Below are 24,070 nucleotides of genomic sequence, written 5' to 3' on the forward strand. Positions count from 1 at the left end.
TATTGCGGATTGACAACCATACTACCTTAGGCTCCATAATTCGCAACAGCGAATTTCATTAAATTAATGCGTTTTTACAGACAATCACAATCTATTTTTCCGGTTAGTTTTGTAAGAACGGATTATGCTGTTTTTCATGGGCGATACTGGTCAATCTGCCGTGTCCGGGCACAACCTGTGTTTCGCCGGGCAAAACGAACAGCTTGCTGCGGATATGATTAATCAGATGTTCATGATTACCCCTTGGGAAATCCGTCCGCCCGATGGTCTCGTAAAACAAGACATCGCCGGCGATTAAAAGATTTTCCGAGGCGCAATAAAACACCACATGCCCCGGCGTATGCCCCGGTATATGCAGCACCGCAAACTCATACCGCCCGACGCTCAACGTCTCCCCTTCATCCAACCAACGCGTCGGCGTAATCGCCGGCGACACAGGAAAGCCGAATTGCGCCGTAGTTTGAGGCAGGGATTGCAGCAGAAATTCATCCTCCTTATGCGGCCCGGCAACAGGCACAGGGTATTGTTTGACAAATTCGTCCACCCCGCCCGCATGATCCAAATGTCCGTGCGTCAGCCAAATCTCTTTGACCTTCAAATTCTTATCTGCTACCTGCTGCAACAAAAACGGCACGTCGCCGCCTACATCGATCAGTACCGCTTCTTGGGTCTCGTCGTCCCACAATAACGAACAATTCTGACGAAAAGGCGTCACCGCCATGATTTCAACATTTAAAGCCATAATTCGAGTCCTTCAAAACCGTCACCGCTATTTTCAGACGGCCTACTAATACAATACAATATAGTTTCCAAAATGACTATAATCCAGGGAAAACAGCACCATGAAATCCATCATACCGATTTTCACCTTACTTTTCATCTCAAGCCGCCTGTTTGCCGCCGACTTACTACTGGCACAAGAATACACTGACCAAGATATCCAAGGCTGGGCAATGAGCGAAAAACTCGACGGCGTACGCGCCTATTGGAACGGCACACAACTCATCAGCCGCCAAGGTTACGCGTTTACCCCGCCCGCCGGCTATACCCGCCAATTCCCGCCCTATCCTTTAGATGGAGAACTCTTCAGCACCCGCGGCCAATTCGAACAAATCTCCGCCGCCGTCCGCTCCGCCTCAGGCGATTGGCAAAACATCAAACTGCACGTCTTCGACGTACCCAAGGCCGGCGGCAATCTCTATCAGCGGCTCGATGTAGCAAAACAATGGCTGCAACTTTACCCTGCCGCCCCCATCGCCGTTATTGAACAAATCCCCGTAGAAAATACCCGACAAGCCCAAGACTTCCTGAAGCAGGTTGAAGCACAAGGCGGAGAAGGCGTGATGCTGCGCAATCCCGAGCAACGCTATACCGGCGGACGCAGCAGCCAGCTTTTGAAACTCAAAAGCCAACACGATGCAGAATGTATTGTCACCCGCCATTACGAAGGCAAAGGCAAAAACCAAGGAAGGCTCGGCGCCGTCGGCTGCCGCAACCAATACGGCGAATTCCGCATCGGCAGCGGCTTCAAAGATGCCGAACGCGACAACCCGCCTCCTGTCGGCTCAACCATCACGTACCGCTATCGGGGGTTCACCCAAAAAGGTACGCCGAAATTTGCAACTTTCGTGCGGATTCGTGATGAACGGCAACGCTGAATCATCATGAAAAAATCTTAAGCCCGATATAAAGGCCGTCTGAAAACCGATTCTTCTGCTTTGCATCAGTTTTCAGACGGCCTTATCCACAATATCCCACCAAAATCACACTGACGAATCCTTAATTGATCCCAATATAGCTCCGGTGTTTCAAACCAACTCCGCCGCGATAATACATTACGTCAAACAAAAAACCGCCTGAATTTCAGACGGTTTTTCTTTTGATGGTGCCGACATCGAGACTTGAACTCGAACGATCTAGGATCACTACCCCCTCAAGATAGCGTGTCTACCAATTCCACCATGTCGGCCGGTAACTTTTAATTTTTACTGCTGCGCGGATGAAGCCGGTACCGGTGCAGCAGGTAAGGTATTTGTATTGCTTGGTACTGGTGCGGTTTGCGCCGGTGCCGGTCGGCTTTGCTGCACGGTACTGAAGTCTAAACCGTGACGGGTCGTATTGGAGTGAATATACACCATCGCCATGCAGGTTGCGAAAAATACGGTGGCTGCGATGGCGGTGGAACGGCTTAAGAAGTTGGCATTACCGCCCGAACCGAATACGCCTTGTGCGCTGCCGCTGCCCGAACCGAAAGTCGCACCGGCATCCGCACCTTTGCCGTGTTGGAGCAATACCAACACAATCACGGCCAATGCGGAGATGATGTTCACAATCCAAATAACGGTTTTAAAGGCTTCCATAATTCTCTACGATGCTTGCGCGGCGTCGATAATGGCAGTGAACGAGTCGTAAGACAAGGATGCACCGCCGACTAATGCGCCGTCTACATATGGTACGGCAAAAATGTCTGCTGCGTTTTCAGCTTTCACGCTTCCGCCGTAAAGAATGCGGATTTTAACATCGTCGCCGCACAAAGACAAGATTTGTTTGTGGATAAAGGCGTGCATATCGGCGATTTGTTCGACGGTGGCGACTTTGCCGGTACCGATGGCCCAGACCGGCTCATAGGCGACGGCGATATTTTTGGTATCCAGACCCTGCAACACCGTTAATTGGTGGGCAATCACTTCCTGCTCTTGGCCGGCCTCGCGCTCTTCGAGGCTTTCGCCGACGCACAACAAAGGGATCAGGCCGACGTTGAGTACGTTTTCCATTTTACGGCGTTGGATTTCGTTTTTTTCGCCGAAATACAGGCTGCGCTCGGAATGGCCGATTAAGACGATGTCGGTACCGATGTCGGCAAGCATTTCTGCGGAGACTTCGCCGGTGTAGGCTCCGTTGTTCGGAAAGCGGCTCACGTCTTGGGCGCAGGTTAAAATGCGGTTGTTCAAGACAATCTGCATGGCGTTGTGCAGCTGCAACAGGTACACGGTCGGCGCGGCCAGGCCGATTAAAACGCGCTCGGCGGTGGGCATGATGCGGAAACGGTGCATGAGCGCGTTATTGTTTTGCAGGCGGCCGTTCATTTTCCAGTTGCCGATGACCCATTTTTGGTCCCACATACCGATTTCGTGTTGCATTGCTTGCTCCGTAAGGTTGAATCACTGTAGCGAAGTGTAGTTCATATCGACATGATTAGCAATATTTCAGCTCAGTCAATCGGAAGCAGACAGGCCGTCTGAAACCGTGTTTTCAGACGGCCTGTTGACGAACCGGCACGCAATTTGGTCTATAATCCGGTTTTATTTTTCAGACGGCCTTTTATTTATGCACACGCTTCATCTTTCGGGTACCGACAAAGCCGCGCGTTATCAGGAATTGCTGCCGCAAATCGAGAGCGTCATCAGCGGCGAGACCAATCTGATTGCGAATTTGGCCAATACTGCCGCCATTTTAAAAGAAGCGTTCGGCTGGTTTTGGGTGGGCTTTTATCTGGTCGAACCGGATACGCAGGAATTGGTGCTGGCTCCGTTTCAAGGCCCGCTGGCCTGCACGAGGATTCCGTATGGTCGCGGCGTATGCGGTCAGGCTTGGGAGCGCGGCGCAACGGTTATCGTTGAAGATGTGAACAAACATCCCGGCCACATCGCCTGCTCGTCGCTGTCGCAATCGGAAATCGTGGTACCGCTGTTTGATTCAGACGGCCTCTGCTACGGCGTGTTGGATGTCGATGACGACAAGCTGGCGCAGTTTGACGAAACCGACGCCCGCTATCTGAACGAATTGGCCGACATGCTCAGCCACCATACCGCGAAATAGGCCGTCTGAAATATGGCAGCCCTGCCGATTCGATTCTATAATTAGTGAACTAAAATAAGAAATCTACTTCGTTGGCTGCGGCTTGCCGCCTTGTATCTTTCTTATTTGATTTCACTATTAATACTTGACCGATAAAACCTTTCACGGAGCACAATCATGGATTTTGACAAAGCGCGTTTCAATATGGTCGAACAGCAAATCCGCCCTTGGGACGTATTGGATTTCGATGTGCTCGATGCCTTGATGGAAATTCCGCGTGAACGCTTCGTTGCCGAGGCGCAGCGGGGTTTGGCTTATTCCGATACCGAACTGCCGCTGCCCAACGGCCATAAAATGTTGGAACCGAAAGTCGTGGCGCGTTTGGTGCAGGGTTTGAAATTAAGCAAACAGGACAAGGTCTTGGAAATCGGCACAGGATCGGGCTATGCCACCGCGCTGCTGGCGCAACTGGCCGGCGAAGTGGTTTCAGACGACCTCGACACAGAACAGCAAAACCGCGCCAAAGCCGTGTTGGACGGTTTGGGCTATCAAAACATTTACTACGCCCAAAACGACGGTTTGGCCGAACACACCGAAGGTGCGCCGTTTGATGCGGTTTACGTCGGCGGCGGCGTGCATGATGTGCCTGAAACCTTGAAAGCACAATTGAAAGACGGCGGACGCATGGTCGTCGTGGTCGGCGGCAAACCGGTGCAGCGCGCCCTGCTCGTTACCCGCAGCGGCAATGAGTTCAGCGAAACGGTTTTGTTCGACACGCTGATTGCCGGGCTGGACGACAAAACCGCCCGACCTTTCGGCGGCTTTGATTTTTAAAAATCCGCCGCCATATTCCATACCGGGACTGCCGATAATCTTTTACCGCGTTTATCGGCCTCGTCCGAAGAAAGGCCGTCTGAAACATTTCCTTTCAGACGGCCTGTTTACTTTTCCATTCAATAAAGGCCGAATGATGATTCCGCAACTTTCCGTAATCGAACTGAAAAAATGGCAGGACGAAGGCCGCGCTTTCCATTTGCTCGACGTGCGCACCGATGAAGAAACCGAAATCTGCGCCCTGCCCGATGCCATCCACATTCCGATGAACCTGATTCCGCTGCGCCACAACGAGCTGCCCGACGACGGACTGCCGATTGTCGTCTATTGCCACCACGGCATCCGCAGCCTGCACACCGCCATGTATCTGGCCGACATGGGGTTTGAACCGCTGTATAACTTACAGGGCGGCATAGACGAATGGTCGGCACAAATCGACGCAAATGTCACCCGCTATTAAAAACCTAAAACGCAAAAGGTTATTTTGTTTTGCCATTTTCGCCGGCACGAGATAATATTAAGTCTATAATTTTAAAGATAAATTTTTCCGAAATTCAGACCAAATAACTAATACTTAATAGCTAGACATTTATCATGCTGACCGACCCATTCGGCCGTACCGTCGACTACTTACGGATATCCGTAACCGACCGTTGCGACCTCCGCTGCACTTACTGCCTGCCCAAAGGCTTCAAAGGTTTCTCCATTCCCAAAGAATGGCTGACCATCGAAGAACTCGGCCGCGTGACCGCCGCGTTTGCCCGCCTCGGTACCAAACGCTTCCGCCTGACCGGCGGCGAACCTTTGTTGCGCAAGGGCTTGGTTGACTTAGCCGCCGAAATCAACCGCCAGCCCGGTGTCGAAGACATTTCGCTGACCACCAACGGCACGCAGCTTGAAAAACACGCCCGCTCCTTACGCGAAGCCGGTGTACGCCGTCTGAACATCAGTCTCGACAGCCTGCGCCGCGACTGCGTTACCCGCATTACCGGCAGCGACTGTCTGCCGCAAGTGCTCGACGGCATCAGAGCCGCCAAAGAAGCCGGTTTCGAGCGCATCAAAATCAACATGGTGCCGCTCAAAGGCGTGAACGACATGGATTTGGGCGATATGGTATCGTTCTGCATGGAACACGGCTTCATCCTGAATCTCATCGAAGCCATGCCGATGGGCGCAACCGGCCAAGCCCACGCCAAAGTCAGCCTGCAACCCGTATTGGAAGAGCTGCGTCAAAAATTCGATTTAATCCCGTTCGAGGGCAAAATCGGCGGCGGCCCCGCGCGCTACTGGCAAAGCGAAAACAACGGCTTCACCCTCGGCCTGATTACCCCGATGAGCCAGCATTTCTGCGCCACCTGCAACCGCGTGCGCCTCTCCGCCACCGGCAACATCCACCTCTGCCTCGGCCAGGAAGACAAAGCCCCCCTGCGCGAACTGTTGCGCGACAACTGCACCGATGCCGAACTCGACCAAGCCGTGCGCGATGCCATTGTGCTCAAGCCTGAAAAGCATGAGTTTGTGGAAAATCCGAAGAAGATTATCCGGGTAATGGCGTTGACGGGGGGATAACGATTCGCACGTGCTTAAGATGCAAAAAGGCCGTCTGAAAAATATTTTTCAGACGGCCTTTTTGCTGAATATGGCTGAACTCAGATTAATCCTGAAAAGCGGTGCCCTTCATTAGCGGCGTACGTCCGCCACGCCGCTGGCGGCGGATGATAGTCGTTTCAAATAAAAACAATACAGCGTTGCCGCCCCCTGATGTACCAGGTGTACACGGCGGTCGCCGTCGCCTTGCCTGATTTCTATTTGAAACGGCTATAAATTCGCCCCGAAATCTTATTTTCAAAAATTGAAGGCCGTCTGAAACCGAATCCGGTTTTCAGACGGCCTTTGATTTCACCAATACTTAAGCGTTTTCCATACCTGCCGGTTTGTTGCTGGTTTTAATCAGCAAGGTCAGGAAGGCGGCAATCGCCAGGAATACGCCGGCAAAAGTCATGGCATTGGCCGGATTCGAGCCTAAGAAAGTGTCGTAAACCCAACCGAAGGTCACGGTTTCGATCAACATCGGAATCACAATCATCATGTTCACGATACCCATGTACACGCCGTAGCGTTCTTTCGGAATAGAGTGCACCACAATCATAAACGGTACGCCCATCATCGAAGCCCAGCCGATACCGAAGCCGATCATCGGTGCAAACATGAGATATTTGTCGGAAATGTGCGGAATCGCCAGCAGAGCCAGGGCAGCCAGCGTCACGGCAAAGGCATGGACGTATTTGGCGGCGTATTTTTTCGCCATCCACATCAGGCCGAAAGCGGAAATGAAGGTCACGACGTTGTAGAAACCGTTGACCAAGCCCGTCCAAGCCACGGCTTGTTCGTAAGCGGCTTTGTCAGCCGAAGTCGAATTCCAAACCGATTGCACAATACTGTGCGAAATGTATTGCCAGTAGATGAACAGCGCGTACCATTGGAACAGGTAAACCAAGGCCAGCTGCCACAGGGCAAACGGCATTTCTTTGATGGCGGTAAAGATTTCGCCGATGGCGGAATGCTCTTTTTTCGCTTTCAGCGCAGCCATTTCTTCGGCGGAAGGCTCGTGTTCAGGCGTAGAAAAAACCGTTACCAAAACCGAACCGATGGAGCAGACGGCACCGATATAGAACGAACCGAATACCCAATAAGGGATGCCGGCTTCGGAAGTCTGCTGCAGCCAGCCGATTTGCTGGAAGACATACAGCGATACGTTCGCCAAAGTGATACCCAAACCGGTAAACACCGACTGCATCAGGAAACCGGTGGCCTGTTGGTGCTCCGGTACGGTATCGGCGATAAACGCGCGGAACGGTTCCATCGCGGTATTGTTGGAAATGTCCAAAAGCCACAACAGCCACACCGCTACCCACAAAGCGGTCACGTGCGGATAAATGAACAGACACAGGCTGCAGCCAATGGCGCCGATTAAGAAATATGGGCGGCGGCGGCCCAAGCCGGGAATCCATGTCCGGTCGGACAACGCACCGACAATCGGCTGTACCAGCAAACCGGTAATCGGACCGGCCATGTTCAGAATCGGCAATTGGCCGGGGTCGGCATTGAGAAAACTGAAAATCGGATTAATCGCGGTCTGCTGCAAGCCGAAGCTGTATTGGATGCCGAAGAAGCCGAAGTTCATCAGCATAATTTGGCGAAGGGTCATCGCCACTTGTGGGGATATCTTCATTTGGAGTTTACTCCTGGCTAATTGATATACTGAAATAAAAAGTTTTCTCAGAAAGCAGCAGACGGCTGAGCACTGCTTTTTTGTTTTGGCTGCCCGCTCACTCGGGTCTGATTCGTGTTGCAACGAATTCTTTTTTCAGACGGCCTTCTACCCTGCCGCCTGCAAATCAACCTATTTCAACGTCGTTACCGACTGCCGCCAAATGGTTTCCCCCACCACTTTCAACACTTGGCCGTTTTGTCTCTTTTCTTCTGCAAACAATATGTCCGCCGCCAGTTCGCCCATGCGCAGATAAGGCAGCTCGGTGCTGGTCAGGGGCGGGAACAGCGTTTCGGCGATGGCACTGTGGTTGTCGTATCCGGCCACCGAAACCTGCTCGGGAACACGCAAACCGCGCGTTCTCAAAATGCCGTATACCCTGACCGCCATCTCATCGTTGCCGCAGCAAATCACGGTCGGCGGCTGCTTCAGCGACAATAATTTCACAATCGACGCGACCAACGGCGCGCTGTCGTATTCGAAGTCGGCATAACCGGTCTGCACCAAATCGGCATCGAACGCAATACCCGCATCCTCCAAAGCCCGGCGGTAACCTGCCACGCGCAAGGGCGTGGCTTCGATGCCCGGCTGCAAAGTGACGTAGGCGATACGGCTGTGTCCGTGCCGGATGATCTGGCGCACCAAATCATATTGCCCCTGCTCGTCATCAGGCAGCACCGACGGCGTGCCGAGCGCGTCAAAACAGTTCACCAACACAATCGGACACGCATGGCTGACATCCGGCAACACCACTTCCTGATGATATTGCGCCACATATAAAATGCCTTCGGCGCGGTGTTCCATAAAAGTTCGGATAAGCGGCTCGATGTCGGGCCGGTTGCCGCTGTCGGCAATCATCAGGGTTTTGCCCTGCGCCCGAATGCCTTGCTGGATGCCTTTGATTAAAAACATGTCCGGCAGGCCGTGAATGCGGTTGGCTTCGCTGATGCGCGAAATCGCCCCGGTAATCAGACCGACAATACCCGAACGGCTGGAACGCATCACTCTGGCCGCCGACGAAGGAATATAGCCCAAGGCCGCAATCGCCGTTTCCACTTTGGCACGGGTTTTATCGCTGACCGGCGCATCGCCGTTGATTACGCGGCTGACGGTTTTCGGAGAAACCCCCGCTCGAGCAGCAACATCGTAAATTGTAGCCATCTTACGGTTTCCGATTCAGCTCATTTCAATATTGTTACTTAGAATAACATAACCGACATCGGTGTCATAACAAATTTTTAACACATTCTTGATAAAAATCAATCAAAAACGCTTAACTTTACATGCCTGTTTGCATATCGGCGCCGCTTTGTTCTTCCTGTTCGATAAATTTTAATATTTAATGGGTTAAATTTATTTTAAAAGACTGATTATGGTATTTTTAAGGCAGTCTAATCGGATTCGGCGGCGGCTGTTTCAAGCATCACAAACCTGCCAATGCCGCTGCGGCATCCGTTACAATACCGTTATGCTTTCAATTTATTCTTGACTGCTCAATGACTTGCAGCATTGTTCTATACTTCCCCTTACACGGGTGCGGCCTGACCGGGCTGCATCCCGCTAAACCGAAGGATAAAAAAGATGACGTTTTCCGAAGCATGGCAACAGCTTGCCGAACATCAAAAAGCCACCGCCGGCATCCATATGCGCGACCAATTCGCCGAAGATGTGCAACGCTTTGACAACATGCATGAAACCTTACACGGCCTGTTATTCGATTACAGCAAAAACCGCATCAGCGAAGAAACGCTTGTTCTTTTATGTCAACTGGCTGAAGCCGCCAAGCTGCCCGAGGCCATGCAGGCCATGCAGCGCGGCGACAAAATCAACACCAGCGAGCAACGCGCCGCGCTGCACACCGCCTTGAGGTCGTCTGAAAATGCCGCGCCGGTGATGGTCGACGGCGAAAACATCATTCCCAAGCTCCACCGCGAGCTTGACCGCGCCCTGGCTTTTGCCGAAAGCATCATCAGCGGCACCCACACCGGCATTACCGGCAAGCGCATCACCGATTTCGTCCACATCGGCATCGGCGGTTCCGATTTGGGGCCGCAGATGTGCGCGCAATCGCTGCACGACTACCGCAAAAACGTGCGCGTGCATTTCATCAGCAATTCCGACGACGCCGACATCGCGCAAAAGCTGGAAAAACTCAATCCCGAAACCACCGTCTTCAGCATCGCCAGCAAATCCTTCGGCACACCCGAAACCCTGCTCAATGCCCACGCCGCGCGTATGTGGTATAAAGATGCCGGCCTGCCCGAATCCGGCATCGCACGCCACTTCTGCGCCATTTCCAGCGATGTCGCCGCCGCCGAAAACTTCGGCATTCCGGCCGAACGCGTGTTTGCCATGTTTGACTGGGTGGGCGGCCGCTATTCCGTCTGGTCGGCCATCGGCCTGCCGCTGATGGTGGCCGTGGGCGAAACGCGTTTCCGCGAATTTTTAAGCGGCGCGCGCGCGATGGACGAACATTTCTTCAGCGCACCACTGCGCCGCAACATTCCCGTCTTGATGGCTCTGCTGCACGTCTGGTACAACAATTTCTACGATTCAGACGGCCACACCACCGTCCCCTACAGCCACAACATGCGCCGCTTCCCCGCGTGGCTCAACCAGTTGGACATGGAAAGCTGCGGTAAAAGCCGCACCGTTGACGGCGAAAAAACCGGCCACAAAACCGGCGGCATCGTGTTCGGCGAAGAAGGCGTCAACTGCCAGCACGCCTATTTCCAACTGCTGCACCAAGGCACGCGGCTGATTCCGGTGGACTTCATCGTACCGATGACCACGCCGCACCGAATCGGCCGCCAACACCGCTTCACCGTCGCCAACGCGTTCGCCCAAGCCGAAGCCCTGATGAAAGGCAAAACTTTGGACGAAGCGCGCGCCGAACTCACCCATCTGCCCGAAGCCGAGCGCGAAGCTCTCGCGCCGCACAAAGAATTCCCCGGCAACCGCCCGAGCAACAGCTTCCTGATCGACCGACTCTCCCCGTTCAACCTCGGTATGCTGATGGCCACCTACGAACACCGCACCTTCGCCGAAGGCGTGGTCTGGGGCATCAACCCCTTCGACCAATGGGGCGTGGAATACGGCAAAGTGCTGGCGAAAAGCATCGAACCCGAACTCAACCAAGCTGACGATTTGGCGCACGACAGTTCCACCAACGGCTTAATCCGTTTCTACCGTCAATGCCAAAAAGACGCATAAACCGTTCGGATTGAATGTTCGGCGGAATATCGAAAGGCCGTCTGAAAATTATTTTCAGACGGCCTTTCAGATCGGAACAAACGGTACAACGGGCAAAGCCGGTGTCATTCAAGCAGATTTAATGCCGTTTGTTTAAAATTGATGATTCATTGCAGATTTCCATTTATGATGAATATGCCGCATGAGGCTTTATGCGGCATTTTCCGTAACCATTTCAAAAGGACATATCATGAAAGCTGCCAAATTGGGCTTGATTCTACTTGCCCTCGCATCGCTGCCTGCCGTTGCCGCACCCGGCTTGTATATCCAAGGCGATGCCGCTTATGCCAAGCTGAAAATCAAAGACGACGGCGGTTCGACCAGTAATAACGGTTTCGCCCCGCGCCTGTCGGTAGGTTATGATTTCGGCAACAATATCCGTGCCGCAGTCGATTACACCCACTATAAAACGGAAAAATATTCCGAAACGACCGACTACGACCATGAGCACGGCAAAGTCAAATTCAACAGCATCGGCGTGTCGGCCTTTTACGATTTCGACGTACACCCGCAGCTGAAACCTTATGTCGGCGCACGCTTGGGCGTCAACCGTGTTGATGCAAAAGATTACTATGAGTCCGCTTCCAGCCAAAGCAGCTACAGCTACCGCAAAACCAAAACCGGTATCGGTGCGCTGGCGGGCGTGGGCTTCAATGTTACCGACAACGTGACCTTGGACGCCGGCTACCGCTACAACTACTGGGGCAAGTTTGACGAAGCAAAACTCCACACCCACGAAGCTTCCATTGGCGTGCGCGTGAAATTCTGATTCCGACAGAACGGTGATGCATTTTCAGCACGACAGGGCTGATGGTTCCGACAAGAATCGGCATCGCTGCAAATTGAAAGGGTTAGATGCAACCCTTGCCTGTCCAAACAAAGGCCGTCTGAAAAGCGGTATCGGCTTTTCAGACGGCCTTCATGTTTTTCTGCCTTTTCATGCCGCAAATCCCGGCAATTCAGCACGCTACGGACAAGCCTTCACTTCGTCTTCTTTGCTGAAATAGCAATATTTCCCCATTGAAGAATGCCAGCGGTATTCCAATTCTTCGGTTTTGACCGGATTCGTCAGGCTCTTATGCGGCGATGTTTTTTCAATGGGCAAACGTACGCCGGTGTAATATTGCTCGGGCTGCGGCAAACCGATGGCTTTCAACCGCTCGCAGGAGGGCGTTCCGTTGCGTTCGCGCAATTGCGAATTCTGCTCGATGGTGCAACGGCGTTTCAAATCATCGATTTGGAATGCGTCTTCGGCATAAGCCGAAACGCATAAAGCAATCAATGCAGTTAATGCCAATAAAGATTTCATAGATTTCCTTATCCGTCAGGCCGTCTGAATTTATAGTGTCATTCAGCAATCGTAGGTACGGTTAGCCGCCCCCTGCGGCGTAACCGTACGAAACCTTATGGAAATATGCAATGCCGTCTGAAAAGTTTTAAGAAAACGAATTTCAGACGGCGTTGTTATTTTTATAACATTTGCAGACGTGCGTACGGTTACGCCGCAGGGGGCGGCTAACCGTACCTACGATTGCTAGGAATTAAAATATATTCCTTTTATTCAATTAGTTAAATACTTGCTTAAGTAATGATACGTAAAGAAATATTTTCAAATAACATTCCTGAAAAAATTAAAAAACATACCGAAAAGCCAAAAAAGGCCGTCTGAAAAATATGGTTTCAGACGGCCTTCGGCTTGGCGGGATGGCTGCAAACCCACTTTTCGTTCCATCTTTCAATCATTACGGATGAAACATCATGGACTGACACCTACCCTGCCCGCAATGGTTTTCAGACGGCCTCACTATTTATGCGCAACCATTCAACGCAATCACTTCGCCGCTTCCAACGCCTGCGTCAAATCGGCCAGCAAATCGTCGATGTGTTCGATGCCGATGCTCAAACGCACCATGTCCGCGCCCACGCCTGCGGCGGCCAGTTCTTCGTCGTTCAGCTGGCGGTGGGTAGTCGTGGCCGGATGGGTGGCCAGCGATTTGGCGTCGCCGATATTGACCAAACGCAGAAACAGTTGCAACGCGTCGATAAACTTCGCCCCTGCCTCGCGGCCGCCTTTGATGCCGAAGCTGAGCAGCCCCGAGGCTTTGCCTCCGTAATCGCGGTCGATTAAGGCTTTGTATGGGCTGTCGGCCAACGCAGGATAGTTGACCCACGCCACTTGCGGGTGGTTTTGCAGGAACTCGGCCACTTTCAGCGCGTTTTCGCAATGGCGTTCCATGCGCAGGGCGAGGGTTTCCAAGCCTTGCAGCAGCAAAAACGCACTCATCGGCGACAAGGCCGCGCCGGTGTTGCGCAGCGGTACGACGCGGGCGCGGGCGATATAGGCCGCCGCGCCGAAATGTTCGGTGTAGTTCACGCCGTGGTAAGACGGGTCGGGCTGGTTGAAAATCTTGTCGAAACGCGGATTGCCCGCCCATTGGAAATTGCCGCCGTCGATAATCGCGCCGCCAATGGTCGTGCCGTGGCCGCCGATGTATTTGGTGAGCGACTGCACCACAATATCCGCGCCGTGTTCAATCGGGCGGAACAATGCGGGCGACGGCACGGTGTTGTCCACCATCAGCGGCAGCCCTTGCGCGTGGGCGGTTTCGGCGAAGGCTTTGATGTCCACCACGTTAATCGCGGGGTTGCCGATGGACTCGCAATACACCAGCTTGGTGCGTTCATCGGTCAGCGCGGCGATTTGCTCGGGCTTGTCGGCGTCGATAAAGCGCACTTCGATGCCTTGGCGCGGCAGGCTGTGGGCGAAGAAATTGTACGTTCCGCCGTAGAGCGTTTTGGTGGCGATGATGTTGTCGCCCGCCTCCACCAAGGTTTGCACGGCATAGGTAATCGCCGCCATGCCGCTGGCCACGGCCAATGCCGCGATACCGCCTTCGAGCTTGGCAACGCGCTCTTCCAACACGGCGGTGGTCGGGTTCATGATGCGGGTATAGATGTTGCCCGCCACATTCAGGTTGAACAGATCCGCGCCGTGCTGCGTGTCGTCGAACGTGTAGGACGTGGTTTGGTAAACCGGCACGGCGGCGGCTTTGGTGGTCGGTTCGGATCGGTAGCCCGCGTGCAGGGCGATGGTTTCTCGTTTCATGTTTTCCTCTTTGTTGAAATAAACAGCTTGGTCAGATAGGTTTTCAGACGGCCTCAAACAACCGTCGATGCCGTCTGAAAAAATGCGGTACGATTTAAAAGCCTTGTTTCAGCATCGGTTGCCGTGACGTATTTTTCAGGAACCGTATGATGCGCTCCGACAAACGGCAATGGCATTTACAACGCCGCCAAAAAATCCGGCAAGGCCGACAGGTTCGGCAAAACCGCCAAATGCGGCGCGGTGCGCAGTTTCTCTTCCGTGTGTGCGCCTATGGCCACGGCGACGGCCGGTGCGCCCGCATTCGCGGCCATCTCCAAATCATGGGTCGTGTCGCCGACGACAATGGTCTCAGACGGCATCAGTCCGAGTTCGTCGCAGAGCTTGAACACCATGTCCGGCGCGGGTTTCGACGGCTTCTCGCTGGCGCAGGTGGTGGCGAGCCAGAAACCGGCGGTACCGGTTTGGGCGATGGAATTGTCCAACCCCGTGCGGCCTTTGCCTGTCGCCACCGCCAGCCAATATCCTTGCGCTTTGAGGGTTTGCAGGCAGGGAATTGCGTCGGGGAACAGGGTCATATTGTGATTATTGGGGTTTAAGTGGTGCGCGGCATAGGTTTCGATGATTTCCTCCTGCTGGCGCAAACTCAAATCGGGCGCAAGATGGCGAACGATGGTGGGCAGGTTGTAGCCGATGAGCGGACGGATTCGGTCGGATTCGGGCACGGGATGACCGTTCTCGCGGAAACTGGCTTGGAAAGTGGCGATAATCGGGCTGGTGGTATCGGCGAGCGTACCGTCCCAGTCGAAAATGACGAGTTTGGGTTTCATGGGTTTCCTTTATTTTTCAGACGGCCTGTTCAGGCAGGACTGCCGTTTTCCAGCATCAAAACAAACTGCGCCAATTCCTGCGGCAGTTCGGCTTTCAAAACCAATTTCTCGCCCGTGAGCGGATGGTCCAGATGCAGCTCGGCGGCGTGGAGAAACATCCGTTTCAGGCCGAGTTTCTGTAAACGGCGGTTGGCCTGATAGTCGCCGTAGCGTTCGTCGCCCGCAATCGGGCAGTTTTGCGACTGCATGTGTACGCGGATTTGGTGGGTGCGGCCGGTTTTGAGCGTGGCTTCGACCAAAGTCAGCGCAGACAGCCCGACTTGGTGCAAAAGGCCGTCTGAAAACCTGCCCAACACGCGGAAAACGGTGTGTGCCGATTGGCCGTCTTCGCTCACGCGCACCATTTTTTCGCCTTGTGCGCCGGTGTATTTGAAGAGCGGCAATTTGACGTGGAAACGGTCGTTGTTCAGACGGCCTACCCCCAGCGCAAGGTAGATTTTTTTCGGGTGGTCGTTGCGGATCATTTCGTGCAGCTTTACCAGCGCGCTGCGTTTTTTGGCAATCATGAGCAGGCCGCTGGTGTCTTTGTCGAGGCGGTGGACGAGTTCGAGATATTTGGCTTCGGGACGGGCGCGGCGGATTTGTTCAATCACGCCGAAGCTCACGCCGCTGCCGCCGTGTACCGCGACACCCGAAGGCTTGTTGATGACCAGCATGGCATCGTCTTCGTACACTGTTTCAAATTCGCGGGCGGGTGCGGCAGGGTTTTCAGAGTGCGAAGCCTGCCGGTGGTGCGGTCTCTGTTTTTCGGCAATGCGTATCGGCGGAATGCGCAGGATTTGGCCGCTTTCGATGCGCATATCGGGTTTGCAGCGTTTCTTGTCGAGCCGCACTTCTCCCGCGCGGATGATGCGATGGATATGGCTTTTGGGTACGCCTTTGAGAATTTTAATCAGATAGTTATCAAGGCGTTGCCCTGCTTCATGTTCTCCAATGGCGATTTGGCTGACTGAATCTTTGCGTATCGGGTGCATTTTCTCTATAATCCGAACATTCGTTTCCGCTGCTTTCAGCGCGTGTTTGGCGGGCAGTCTGAAACGGATTTACTGTTAAAAAGAGATTTTATATTAAAAACGCACTCTACAAAGCATTTCCTTCTGTTTATGCACAGCCAGTAAACGGAAGAGCGTAATTAAGTTTGAATTGATTTGCCCATCTCGCAGAGCATAAGACGAACGGTTTCGGGGCAAAATACCCCGACCGCGCAGCCATCTGAAGAATAACAACAGGCAAACGATGAAGAAGATGACGGCTACCCGATTGTTTATGCGGCCCGAAGTGTTGGAAGCCGCGCGCGTTTAGGCCTGAAATACCGGAAAGACGGTATGCAGGCGGCGGTATTTTCACAATACCGGATTGTTCTTTATGAGCTTCTTTATCCGAACCCGACCGCACATGACCGTATTTTTTCAGACGGCATGAAACCTTGCGGAAACTCAACTCAAAAACTGATTACACAGGACGCGTTTGTTTAAGAAAAAGAAAACGCGCCCGCGCCTTTGAGAGTGCCCGAAGGCTGCATGAGGCCGTCTGAAAAGACGGTGCAGCCCAACGAGGTTACCATCATGAAACGTATGTTATTTAATGCGACGCAGGCCGAAGAGCTGCGCGTTGCGATTGTCGACGGCCAGACCTTATTGGATTTGGACATCGAAACGCTGGGCAAAGAACAGCGCAAAGGCAATATTTACAAGGGTGTGATTACCCGCATCGAGCCGTCGTTGGAAGCGTGTTTCGTCGATTACGGAACCGACCGACACGGCTTTTTGCCGTTTAAAGAAGTGTCGCGTTCGTATTTCCAAGATTACGAAGGCGGCCGCGCACGCATCCAAGACGTGCTCAAAGAAGGCATGGAAGTCATCGTACAGGTGGAGAAAGACGAGCGCGGCAACAAAGGCGCGGCGTTAACCACCTTCATCAGCCTCGCCGGCCGTTATCTTGTCTTAATGCCGAACAATCCGCGCGGCGGCGGCGTATCGCGCCGTATCGAAGGCGAAGAGCGTCAGGAACTCAAAGAAGCGATGGCTCAGCTCGACGTACCGCGCGGCATGAGCCTGATTGCCCGCACCGCCGGTATCGGCCGCAGCGTCGAAGAACTGCAATGGGATTTCGATTACCTGCTGAAACTCTGGCGCGCCATCGAAGAAGCCGGCGAAGCGCATCAAGATCCGTATCTGCTGTTCATGGAAAGCTCGCTGCTCATCCGCGCCATCCGCGACTATTACCGCCCAGACATCGGCGAAATTCTGGTGGACAATCAGGAAGTTCACGACCAAGTGGCCGAGTTCATGAGTTATGTGATGCCGAACAACGTAGGCCGTCTGAAACTCTACGAAGACCACACGCCGCTGTTCTCCCGTTTCCAAATCGAACACCAAATCGAAAGCGCGTTCTCGCGCAGCGTCAGTCTGCCCAGCGGCGGCGCGATTGTCATCGACCACACCGAAGCCCTTGTTTCCATTGATGTCAACTCCGCACGCGCCACGCGCGGTGCCGACATCGAGGACACCGCTTTCAAAACCAATATGGAAGCAGCCGAAGAAGTGGCGCGCCAAATGCGTTTGCGCGATTTGGGCGGTTTGGTCGTCATCGACTTCATCGATATGGAAAACCCGAAACACCAGCGCGACGTGGAAAACGTACTGCGCGACGCGCTGAAAAAAGACCGCGCCCGCGTGCAGATGGGCAAACTCTCGCGCTTCGGCCTGCTCGAACTGAGCCGCCAACGCCTGAAACCGGCTTTGGGCGAAAGCAGCCACGCCGCCTGTCCGCGTTGCGCCGGTACCGGTGTCATCCGCGGCATCGAATCGACCGCGCTGCATGTGTTGCGCATCATTCAGGAAGAAGCGATGAAGGACAACACCGGCGAAGTGCACGCGCAAGTGCCGGTGGACGTGGCGACTTTCCTGCTGAACGAAAAACGCGCCGAGCTGTTCGGTTTGGAAGAGCGTTTGGACGTATCCGTGCTGCTGATTCCGAACATCCATCTGGAAAATCCGCACTACGAAATCACGCGCGTGCGCATTGACGACGTGGAAGAAGACGGCGAACCGAGCTACAAACGCGTGGCCGAACCAGAAGAAGATGCCGAGGCCAAACCGTTCGGCAGCGAACGCGCCAAAGCCGCCCGCCCCGAACCTGCGGTAAAAGGCGTGAAGCACACCCAACCCGCACCGACTGTGACTACCGAGCAGAAACAGGCTTCCTGGTGGGACAATTTCAAAGCGTGGTTGGGTAAAATCTTTGGCGGCTCCCCTACGCCTGCCGAGCCAGAAAAAACGGTGGAAAAAACCGAAAAACGCCAAACCGGCGGCAACCGCCGTCCGCAAAACCGTCGTCAGACACCCCGCCGCAACAAGCGCGACGGCAGTAAGGTTGAGGTTCAGGAAGTAAATCCTGAAACCAAAAAAGAGGCTAAGTCCGAAGCCAAACCGGAAGGTAAAGAAAACAACCGCAACCGCCGTGAGCGAAACCGTCCGAACAGGGACGAGCGCGCACTACCGCAAGCCGCTCCTGTGGCCGCACTGACCGATCAGGCTTCACACACCGAAACCGCAGAGCAGGCCGTACCGACGGGCAACAAACGCAGCCGCAGCCGGAATACCGACAGGCACGTTGCAGCCGAAGCCGCAGTGACAGAGAACCTGTTTGCAGAAACACGGGTTGAAGAAAACGTATCCGACGCAGCGGCGGAAACCGTACCGGCTACTGAAAAACAGCCGCGCGAACGCAACCGCAGTCAGCGCGAACGCAACAACAACCGCAACCAACGCGACCGCCGCAGCAACAGCAAAAAACGCAATATTCCGTCCGCCGAAAAAATCGAGCATTATCTGAATATTGCCGATGCTGCCGATAAAGTGCGCTTCGCCGTGGCGCATGTGTTTGGCGAAACCGCCGCACAACCTCCGTTGGCTGTTTCCGTACCGATGGAACCGGTAACGGCCGCAGAAGACGACACGCCTTTGGTGGTCGTGATTCCGGAACCGGTTGCAGCAGATGCCGTATCTTTTGCCGTTGAAACGGAAACGCATACCGAAACCATCCGTGTGGAAGAAAGCACCGATGACGAGCGCAGCATCATTGATGATGCGGTAGGCAATGCCGGCGTGGCAACGACTTCCGTGTTCGCCATTGAAGCATCCGACGAATTTCTGCCGATGACCGCCGTTCCTGCCGAACAGGAAGCCGCGGCAGTAGCGGCCATGGAAGACGAGTTGATGGCCGCCCAAGCTGCCAAAGAAGCAGAAGCCGCCGAAAAAGCCGCTGCGGAAGCAGAAACCGTTCAGCGTGAATCAGCGGCAGAAATTCCGCCGCTGGGCGATTTGGTTTTCGTTGAAACCAAACCGGAAGCTCTCGCTGCCTTGGCTACCCTTGCCCAACCGGAAAAAGTTTACGGTCTGCGCCGTGGCGATGTTCCGAAAGAGGAAACCGAAGACGTCGAAGTTGAGATGATTCTGGTGGAAACCCGTAAAGATTAAAATCGCAACTTGGCAAAAGCCCGATATACCGATATCGGGCTTTTTCTGTAACCGGAAACGGTTTCGTAACAAACCGTATTTTATCGCCAGCAAACCCCGCAGATGCCCTCGTCCGACACCCAATTACATACATTGATGAATGCTGTTGCGTCGTTACCACCCGCCAAAATCCGCCAACACCTTATCTTTTCACGCGTTTTAACAATTTATTAAGCGGCCTGATGCCGTCTGAAATTGCCCTAAAGTCCCATAGGCATTAAAATGCAGGTAATTAAAATACATCCGAAACGCACCTCCGTTTATGAACCCGATGCCTTTTATCGAAATGAAAGACGTGGCTTTTGCCTACGGCAGCCGCCCGATTCTGAGCAACATCAATTTCACGATTGAGCAGGGTGCGTTCGCGGCTGTGATGGGCGGCTCGGGCAGCGGCAAAACCACGCTGATGCGCCTGATTACCGGCCAAATCCATCCGCAGCAAGGACAGGTATTGATTGATGGCCGCGATTTGGCCAAGTTTTCCGCAGCCGAATTACACGAACACCGCCGCCGCATGGGGGTTTTGTTCCAACACGGTGCATTGTTTACCGATTTGACCGTGTTTGACAACGTGGCTTTTCCCATGCGCGAGCTGACCAGGCTGCCCGAAGCTGTGATTCGCGATTTGGTGCTGCTGAAACTCAATGCCGTGGGTTTGCGCGGCGTGGAAAACCTGATGCCGTCTGAATTGTCGGGCGGTATGGCACGACGCGTGGCTTTGGCGCGAACCATCGCGCTCGACCCCGAAATCATGCTGTATGACGAACCGTTTACCGGTCTCGACCCGATTTCCCTGGGCGTGATTGCACATTTAATCAGCCGCGCCAACCGCGCGCTGCGTTCGACCAGCGTGATGGTGTCGCACGATATTGAAAAATCGCTGAAAATCGTTGACCAAGTGATTTTTCTGGCGCACGGCGAAATCATGTTCAGCGGCTCGCCTGCCGAAATGCGCGAACTCGATTCGCCGTGGGTGCGGCAGTTTGTCGGCGGCTTGGCCGACGGCCCTGTGGCCTACCGCTATCCGGCGCAAACAACCTTACAGCAGGATTTGCTGGGGTAATACTTTGTTCAGACGGCCTGCCTGATTTCAAGGCCGTCTGAAAATGAAAACGCCATGTCGTTGGCGGTACATTTGAATGTTTTTAAAGACTATCTGTTTTCAGACGGCATCAAGCTGTAAAGGCCGTCTGAAAAACCGACGCAACCGTCCGTCAATCTTAACTACTGATTTGATTTTAAATGCAACTCCGTTTTCAGACGGCCTGACAAACACACAAGGCCGTCTGAAAATCCGATGACCGAACCATGAATTTTATCCAATCCGTCGGCGCAAAAACGCTGGCCTTTATCCAATCCCTCGGCAGCGTGACCCTGTTTCTGCTGCAAATCTTGGCGAAATCGGCCACGGCGTTTACACGTCTGCGCCTGAGCATCCGCCAAGTGTATTTTGCCGGCGTGATGTCGGTCTTGATTATCGCTGTTTCGGGCTTGTTCGTCGGCATGGTCATCGGCTTGCAGGGCTATACGCAACTGGCGAAATTCAAAGCCGCCGATGTGCTGGGCTATATGGTGGCCGCGTCGCTCCTGCGCGAACTGGGGCCGGTATTGGCGGCGATTCTGTTTGCCAGCAGCGCGGGCGGCGCGATGACCAGCGAAATCGGCCTGATGAAAACCACCGAGCAGCTTGAAGCCATGAACGTGATGGCGGTCGATCCCGTTGCCCGCGTCGTCGCCCCGCGCTTTTGGGCAGGCGTGTTTTCCATGCCGCTTCTGGCTTCCATTTTCAACGTCTCCGGTATTTTCGGTGGCTGGCTGGTCGGCGTGCAGTGGTTGGGTTTGGACAACGGTATTTTCTGGTCGCAGATGCAGAGCAACATGACCATCAGCTACGATGTGATAAACGGTCTGATTAAATCGGCGGTGTTCGGCGTGGCCGTTACCCTGATTGCCGTGCATCAGGGCTTTCACTGCGTACCGACTTCCGAAGGCATTTTACGCGCCAGCACGCGCACGGTGGTGTCTTCCGCCCTGACGATTTTGGCGATTGATTTTGTTTTAACCGCATGGATGTTTACCGAGTAACGACGATGAAGAAAAGTATTTTGGAATTTTGGGTCGGTTTGTTTGTCCTATTGGGCGTAGTGGCCGTGGGCTTTTTGGCTTTCCGCGTGGCCGGAGGTTCCGGTATGGGCAGTGCACAGCAAACCTATACCGTGTACGCCGATTTCAGCGACATCGGCGGTTTGAAATCCAATGCGCCGGTGAAATCGGCAGGCGTATTGGTCGGCCGCGTTTCCAACATCACGCTCGACCCGAAAAGCTATCAGGCACGCGTTACGCTGAATTTGGATAAGCAATACGCTTTCAGCAGCGACGTTTCCGCCCAAATCCTGACCTCCGGCCTCTTGGGCGAACAATACATCGGCCTGCTGCAGGGCGGCGACACGGAAAATTTGGCCGAAGGCGACACCATTACCGTTACCAGCTCCGCAATGGTGCTGGAAAACCTGATCGGCAAATTCATGACCAGTTTTGCGGAAAAACAATCCGGGGATTCGGCTGAAAACAGCGCGGAACCGGCCAATAACCCATAACACTGCAATTATTTTTTAGGAATACACCAACAATGAAAAAATCAGCATTTTTCAGCGCATTGAGCATCGGTTTGTTAAGCATGAGCCTAGCTGCGGCCGCCCCTGCCGACGCGGTCAACCAAATCCGCCAAAACGCGACTCAGGTTCTGACCATTCTGAAAAGCGGCGATGCCAACACCGCCCGCCGCAAAGCCGAAGCCTATGCCATGCCTTATTTCGATTTCCAACGCATGACCGCTTTGGCCGTGGGCAATCCTTGGCGTACCGCCACCGATGCGCAGAAGCAGGCATTGACCAAAGAATTCCAAACCCTGCTGATCCGCACCTACTCCGGCACCATGATGAAATTCAAAAATGCCAAAGTCAACGTAAAAGACAATCCGGTCGTTGCCCGCAACGGTCAAGAAATCACCGTACGCGCCGAAGTGAGCGCGTCTGGCGAAAAACCGGTCAACATGGATTTCACCACCTACCAAAGCGGCAGCCGCTACCGCGTGTATAACGTGGCCGTTGAAGGCGCAAGCCTGGTAACCGTTTATCGCAACCAGTTCGGCGAAACCGTCAAAGCCAAAGGCATCGACGGCCTGATTGCCGATTTGAAAGCCAAAAACAGCGGCAAATAATCCTTAAGCGCACGGCTTTGGCCGTGCCTTTTTACGCCAAACTTCACAGACTCAGAATCCCATGAATTCAGAACTCCGCGACAGCGTGCTGCATCTGAGCGGCGACATTACCGTCAAAACCGTAACCGACGCCGCCTACCGCCAATTCGAACGGCAATGCCGTCTGAAAGAAACCGGTGCAATCGATTTGAGCCAAGTCAGCCGCGCCGATTCGGCCTGCGTGTCATTGCTGCTGACCGCATTGCGTTTGAAAAACCAAGCCGTCGAATTGCGCCACATTCCCGAATCGGTGCGTGCGCTGGCTGATTTGTACGAAATTAAAGACTGGGTGACACCATGAAAAAAACCGCCGCTTCCCTGCTGCTCATCGGCCTTTTCGCCGCACAACCGGCCTTTGCCGAACGCAACCCGGCCGACCCTTACGAGCCGTATAACCGCGCCGTCTCCAAATTCAACGACAAAGCCGACCAATATGTCATGGCGCCGGTTGCCCGCGGCTACCGCAAAATCACGCCCAAGCCCGTGCGCACCGGCGTGAGCAACTTCTTCAACAACCTGCGCGACGTGGTCAGCTTCGGCAGCAACGTGCTGCGTCTGGATGCCAAACGCGCCAGCGAAGACTTGGTACGCGTCGGCATCAACACCACTTTCGGCTTGGGCGGCCTGATTGACGTGGCCGGTGCAGGCGGCGTGCCGAACAATAAAAATTCTTTGGGCGACACGCTGGCGACATGGGGCTGGAAAAACAGCAACTACTTTGTCGTGCCGCTGCTGGGGCCTTCCACCGTGCGCGACACAGTAGGCAACGCCGTAACCACCGTCTATCCGGTCAAAAACGCCGTTTTCGAAACCACCGCCGGCCGCTGGACGACCACCGGCCTGAATGCGGTCAACACCCGCGAAGGCCTGCTTGACCTGACCGACAGTCTGGAAGGTGCGGCCATCGACAAATACAGCTACACCCGCGATTTATACATGCGCGTGCGCTCGCAGCAAACCGGCGGCAAAGTGCCGCAAAGCCAAGACGAAGACATCGACATCGACGATTTGGTCGACAGCAACAGCACCGCGGAAAGCGTACCCGTCGAAGCGGCAGAGCCTGCAAGCGCACCGGCTGACGGATGGGAAACCATGCAGCCTGCCGAAAACAGCATGATCCGCCTGAATTAACCGAACGCATCA

Annotated in this window: 23 protein-coding genes and 1 tRNA gene; 14 read left to right on the forward strand and 10 right to left on the reverse strand. The window is 54.0% G+C overall.

Annotated elements, in window-relative coordinates; all coding sequences use genetic code 11:
* Nucleotides 1–103: 103 nt before the first annotated feature.
* The gene (locus ACM67E_RS10785; protein WP_416191438.1) at nucleotides 104–742 is read right to left on the reverse strand and encodes an MBL fold metallo-hydrolase; all 639 of its coding nucleotides are present in this window, start codon (nucleotides 740–742) and stop codon (nucleotides 104–106) included.
* Between the two features lie 100 nt (nucleotides 743–842).
* Here ACM67E_RS10785 and ACM67E_RS10790 point away from each other — a divergent pair, with 100 nt between their 5' ends.
* Nucleotides 843–1,658 carry a DNA ligase gene (locus ACM67E_RS10790; protein ID WP_416191439.1) on the forward strand — a complete coding sequence of 272 codons (816 nt, stop codon included), beginning with the start codon at nucleotides 843–845 and terminating at the stop codon, nucleotides 1,656–1,658.
* A 225-nt stretch (nucleotides 1,659–1,883) separates the two neighbouring features.
* Here the strand turns inward: ACM67E_RS10790 and ACM67E_RS10795 are convergent.
* From ACM67E_RS10795 to tpiA, 3 genes are all read right to left on the reverse strand, one after another.
* Nucleotides 1,884–1,969: transfer RNA gene (locus ACM67E_RS10795), tRNA-Leu, on the reverse strand.
* Nucleotides 1,970–1,985: 16 nt separating this feature from the next.
* Entirely contained in the window at nucleotides 1,986–2,360 is a 375-nt protein-coding gene (gene secG / locus ACM67E_RS10800) for a preprotein translocase subunit SecG (RefSeq protein ID WP_416191440.1), read from the reverse strand.
* Between the two features lie 6 nt (nucleotides 2,361–2,366).
* On the reverse strand, nucleotides 2,367–3,140 hold the full coding sequence (tpiA, locus tag ACM67E_RS10805; RefSeq protein ID WP_416191441.1) for a triose-phosphate isomerase: 774 nt from the start codon (nucleotides 3,138–3,140) through the stop codon (nucleotides 2,367–2,369).
* 187 nt (nucleotides 3,141–3,327) lie between these two features.
* On the opposite strand from tpiA, the gene ACM67E_RS10810 reads away from it, so the two are divergent.
* From ACM67E_RS10810 to moaA, 4 genes are all read left to right on the forward strand, one after another.
* Nucleotides 3,328–3,819: a GAF domain-containing protein gene (locus tag ACM67E_RS10810; RefSeq protein WP_416191442.1), complete on the forward strand. Its 492-nt coding sequence runs from the start codon at nucleotides 3,328–3,330 to the stop codon at nucleotides 3,817–3,819.
* A gap of 156 nt (nucleotides 3,820–3,975) precedes the next feature.
* Nucleotides 3,976–4,632 carry a protein-L-isoaspartate O-methyltransferase family protein gene (locus ACM67E_RS10815; RefSeq protein WP_416191443.1) on the forward strand — a complete coding sequence of 219 codons (657 nt, stop codon included), beginning with the start codon at nucleotides 3,976–3,978 and terminating at the stop codon, nucleotides 4,630–4,632.
* Nucleotides 4,633–4,765: 133 nt separating this feature from the next.
* The gene (locus ACM67E_RS10820; RefSeq protein ID WP_416191444.1) at nucleotides 4,766–5,092 is read left to right on the forward strand and encodes a rhodanese-like domain-containing protein; all 327 of its coding nucleotides are present in this window, start codon (nucleotides 4,766–4,768) and stop codon (nucleotides 5,090–5,092) included.
* Nucleotides 5,093–5,226: 134 nt separating this feature from the next.
* Complete coding sequence (gene moaA, locus ACM67E_RS10825) at nucleotides 5,227–6,201, forward strand: GTP 3',8-cyclase MoaA (protein ID WP_416191445.1); 975 nt, start codon at nucleotides 5,227–5,229, stop codon at nucleotides 6,199–6,201.
* A 340-nt stretch (nucleotides 6,202–6,541) separates the two neighbouring features.
* Here the strand turns inward: moaA and ACM67E_RS10830 are convergent, their stop codons facing one another.
* Nucleotides 6,542–7,864, reverse strand: coding sequence for an MFS transporter (locus ACM67E_RS10830; RefSeq protein ID WP_416191446.1), 1,323 nt, complete (start codon nucleotides 7,862–7,864; stop codon nucleotides 6,542–6,544).
* Between the two features lie 171 nt (nucleotides 7,865–8,035).
* On the reverse strand, nucleotides 8,036–9,064 hold the full coding sequence (locus ACM67E_RS10835; RefSeq protein WP_416191447.1) for a LacI family DNA-binding transcriptional regulator: 1,029 nt from the start codon (nucleotides 9,062–9,064) through the stop codon (nucleotides 8,036–8,038).
* A 420-nt stretch (nucleotides 9,065–9,484) separates the two neighbouring features.
* On the opposite strand from ACM67E_RS10835, the gene pgi reads away from it, so the two are divergent.
* Both pgi and ACM67E_RS10845 read left to right on the forward strand, forming a co-directional pair.
* Nucleotides 9,485–11,116: a glucose-6-phosphate isomerase gene (gene pgi, locus ACM67E_RS10840; protein ID WP_416191448.1), complete on the forward strand. Its 1,632-nt coding sequence runs from the start codon at nucleotides 9,485–9,487 to the stop codon at nucleotides 11,114–11,116.
* A 229-nt stretch (nucleotides 11,117–11,345) separates the two neighbouring features.
* Nucleotides 11,346–11,924 carry an opacity family porin gene (locus tag ACM67E_RS10845; RefSeq protein WP_416191449.1) on the forward strand — a complete coding sequence of 193 codons (579 nt, stop codon included), beginning with the start codon at nucleotides 11,346–11,348 and terminating at the stop codon, nucleotides 11,922–11,924.
* A gap of 198 nt (nucleotides 11,925–12,122) precedes the next feature.
* On the opposite strand, the gene ACM67E_RS10850 is transcribed toward ACM67E_RS10845, so the two are convergent.
* The 4 genes from ACM67E_RS10850 to ACM67E_RS10865 all read right to left on the reverse strand — a co-directional run bounded on the left by ACM67E_RS10850 (nucleotide 12,123) and on the right by ACM67E_RS10865 (nucleotide 16,122).
* Complete coding sequence (locus ACM67E_RS10850) at nucleotides 12,123–12,464, reverse strand: hypothetical protein (RefSeq protein ID WP_416191450.1); 342 nt, start codon at nucleotides 12,462–12,464, stop codon at nucleotides 12,123–12,125.
* 522 nt (nucleotides 12,465–12,986) lie between these two features.
* Nucleotides 12,987–14,261: an O-acetylhomoserine aminocarboxypropyltransferase/cysteine synthase family protein gene (locus ACM67E_RS10855; RefSeq protein ID WP_416191451.1), complete on the reverse strand. Its 1,275-nt coding sequence runs from the start codon at nucleotides 14,259–14,261 to the stop codon at nucleotides 12,987–12,989.
* Between the two features lie 176 nt (nucleotides 14,262–14,437).
* Nucleotides 14,438–15,088: an HAD-IA family hydrolase gene (locus tag ACM67E_RS10860; protein ID WP_416191452.1), complete on the reverse strand. Its 651-nt coding sequence runs from the start codon at nucleotides 15,086–15,088 to the stop codon at nucleotides 14,438–14,440.
* Nucleotides 15,089–15,117: 29 nt separating this feature from the next.
* Nucleotides 15,118–16,122, reverse strand: coding sequence for an RluA family pseudouridine synthase (locus tag ACM67E_RS10865; RefSeq protein WP_416191453.1), 1,005 nt, complete (start codon nucleotides 16,120–16,122; stop codon nucleotides 15,118–15,120).
* Nucleotides 16,123–16,713: 591 nt separating this feature from the next.
* Between ACM67E_RS10865 and ACM67E_RS10870 the strand changes: the two genes are divergently transcribed.
* The 7 genes from ACM67E_RS10870 (at nucleotide 16,714) to ACM67E_RS10900 (ending at nucleotide 24,058) form a co-directional block, all read left to right on the forward strand.
* Complete coding sequence (locus ACM67E_RS10870) at nucleotides 16,714–19,629, forward strand: Rne/Rng family ribonuclease (protein ID WP_416191454.1); 2,916 nt, start codon at nucleotides 16,714–16,716, stop codon at nucleotides 19,627–19,629.
* A 301-nt stretch (nucleotides 19,630–19,930) separates the two neighbouring features.
* Nucleotides 19,931–20,731 (forward strand): ABC transporter ATP-binding protein, encoded by an 801-nt coding sequence (locus ACM67E_RS10875; protein ID WP_416191455.1) that lies wholly within the window; start codon nucleotides 19,931–19,933, stop codon nucleotides 20,729–20,731.
* A 245-nt stretch (nucleotides 20,732–20,976) separates the two neighbouring features.
* On the forward strand, nucleotides 20,977–21,753 hold the full coding sequence (gene mlaE, locus ACM67E_RS10880) for a lipid asymmetry maintenance ABC transporter permease subunit MlaE (protein WP_416191456.1): 777 nt from the start codon (nucleotides 20,977–20,979) through the stop codon (nucleotides 21,751–21,753).
* Between the two features lie 5 nt (nucleotides 21,754–21,758).
* Nucleotides 21,759–22,265: an outer membrane lipid asymmetry maintenance protein MlaD gene (mlaD, locus tag ACM67E_RS10885; RefSeq protein WP_416191457.1), complete on the forward strand. Its 507-nt coding sequence runs from the start codon at nucleotides 21,759–21,761 to the stop codon at nucleotides 22,263–22,265.
* A gap of 32 nt (nucleotides 22,266–22,297) precedes the next feature.
* The gene (locus tag ACM67E_RS10890) at nucleotides 22,298–22,888 is read left to right on the forward strand and encodes an MlaC/ttg2D family ABC transporter substrate-binding protein (protein WP_416191458.1); all 591 of its coding nucleotides are present in this window, start codon (nucleotides 22,298–22,300) and stop codon (nucleotides 22,886–22,888) included.
* 61 nt (nucleotides 22,889–22,949) lie between these two features.
* Entirely contained in the window at nucleotides 22,950–23,228 is a 279-nt protein-coding gene (locus ACM67E_RS10895) for an STAS domain-containing protein (protein WP_416191459.1), read from the forward strand.
* A complete protein-coding gene (locus ACM67E_RS10900; protein WP_416191460.1) occupies nucleotides 23,225–24,058 on the forward strand; it encodes a VacJ family lipoprotein in 834 nt (277 codons plus the stop codon). The genes ACM67E_RS10895 and ACM67E_RS10900 overlap by 4 nt, the downstream gene beginning before the upstream one ends.
* The last annotated feature ends 12 nt before the right edge of the window (nucleotides 24,059–24,070 follow it).

Source organism: Neisseria sp. CCUG12390, from assembly GCF_047837985.1.
GTDB lineage: Bacteria > Pseudomonadota > Gammaproteobacteria > Burkholderiales > Neisseriaceae > Neisseria.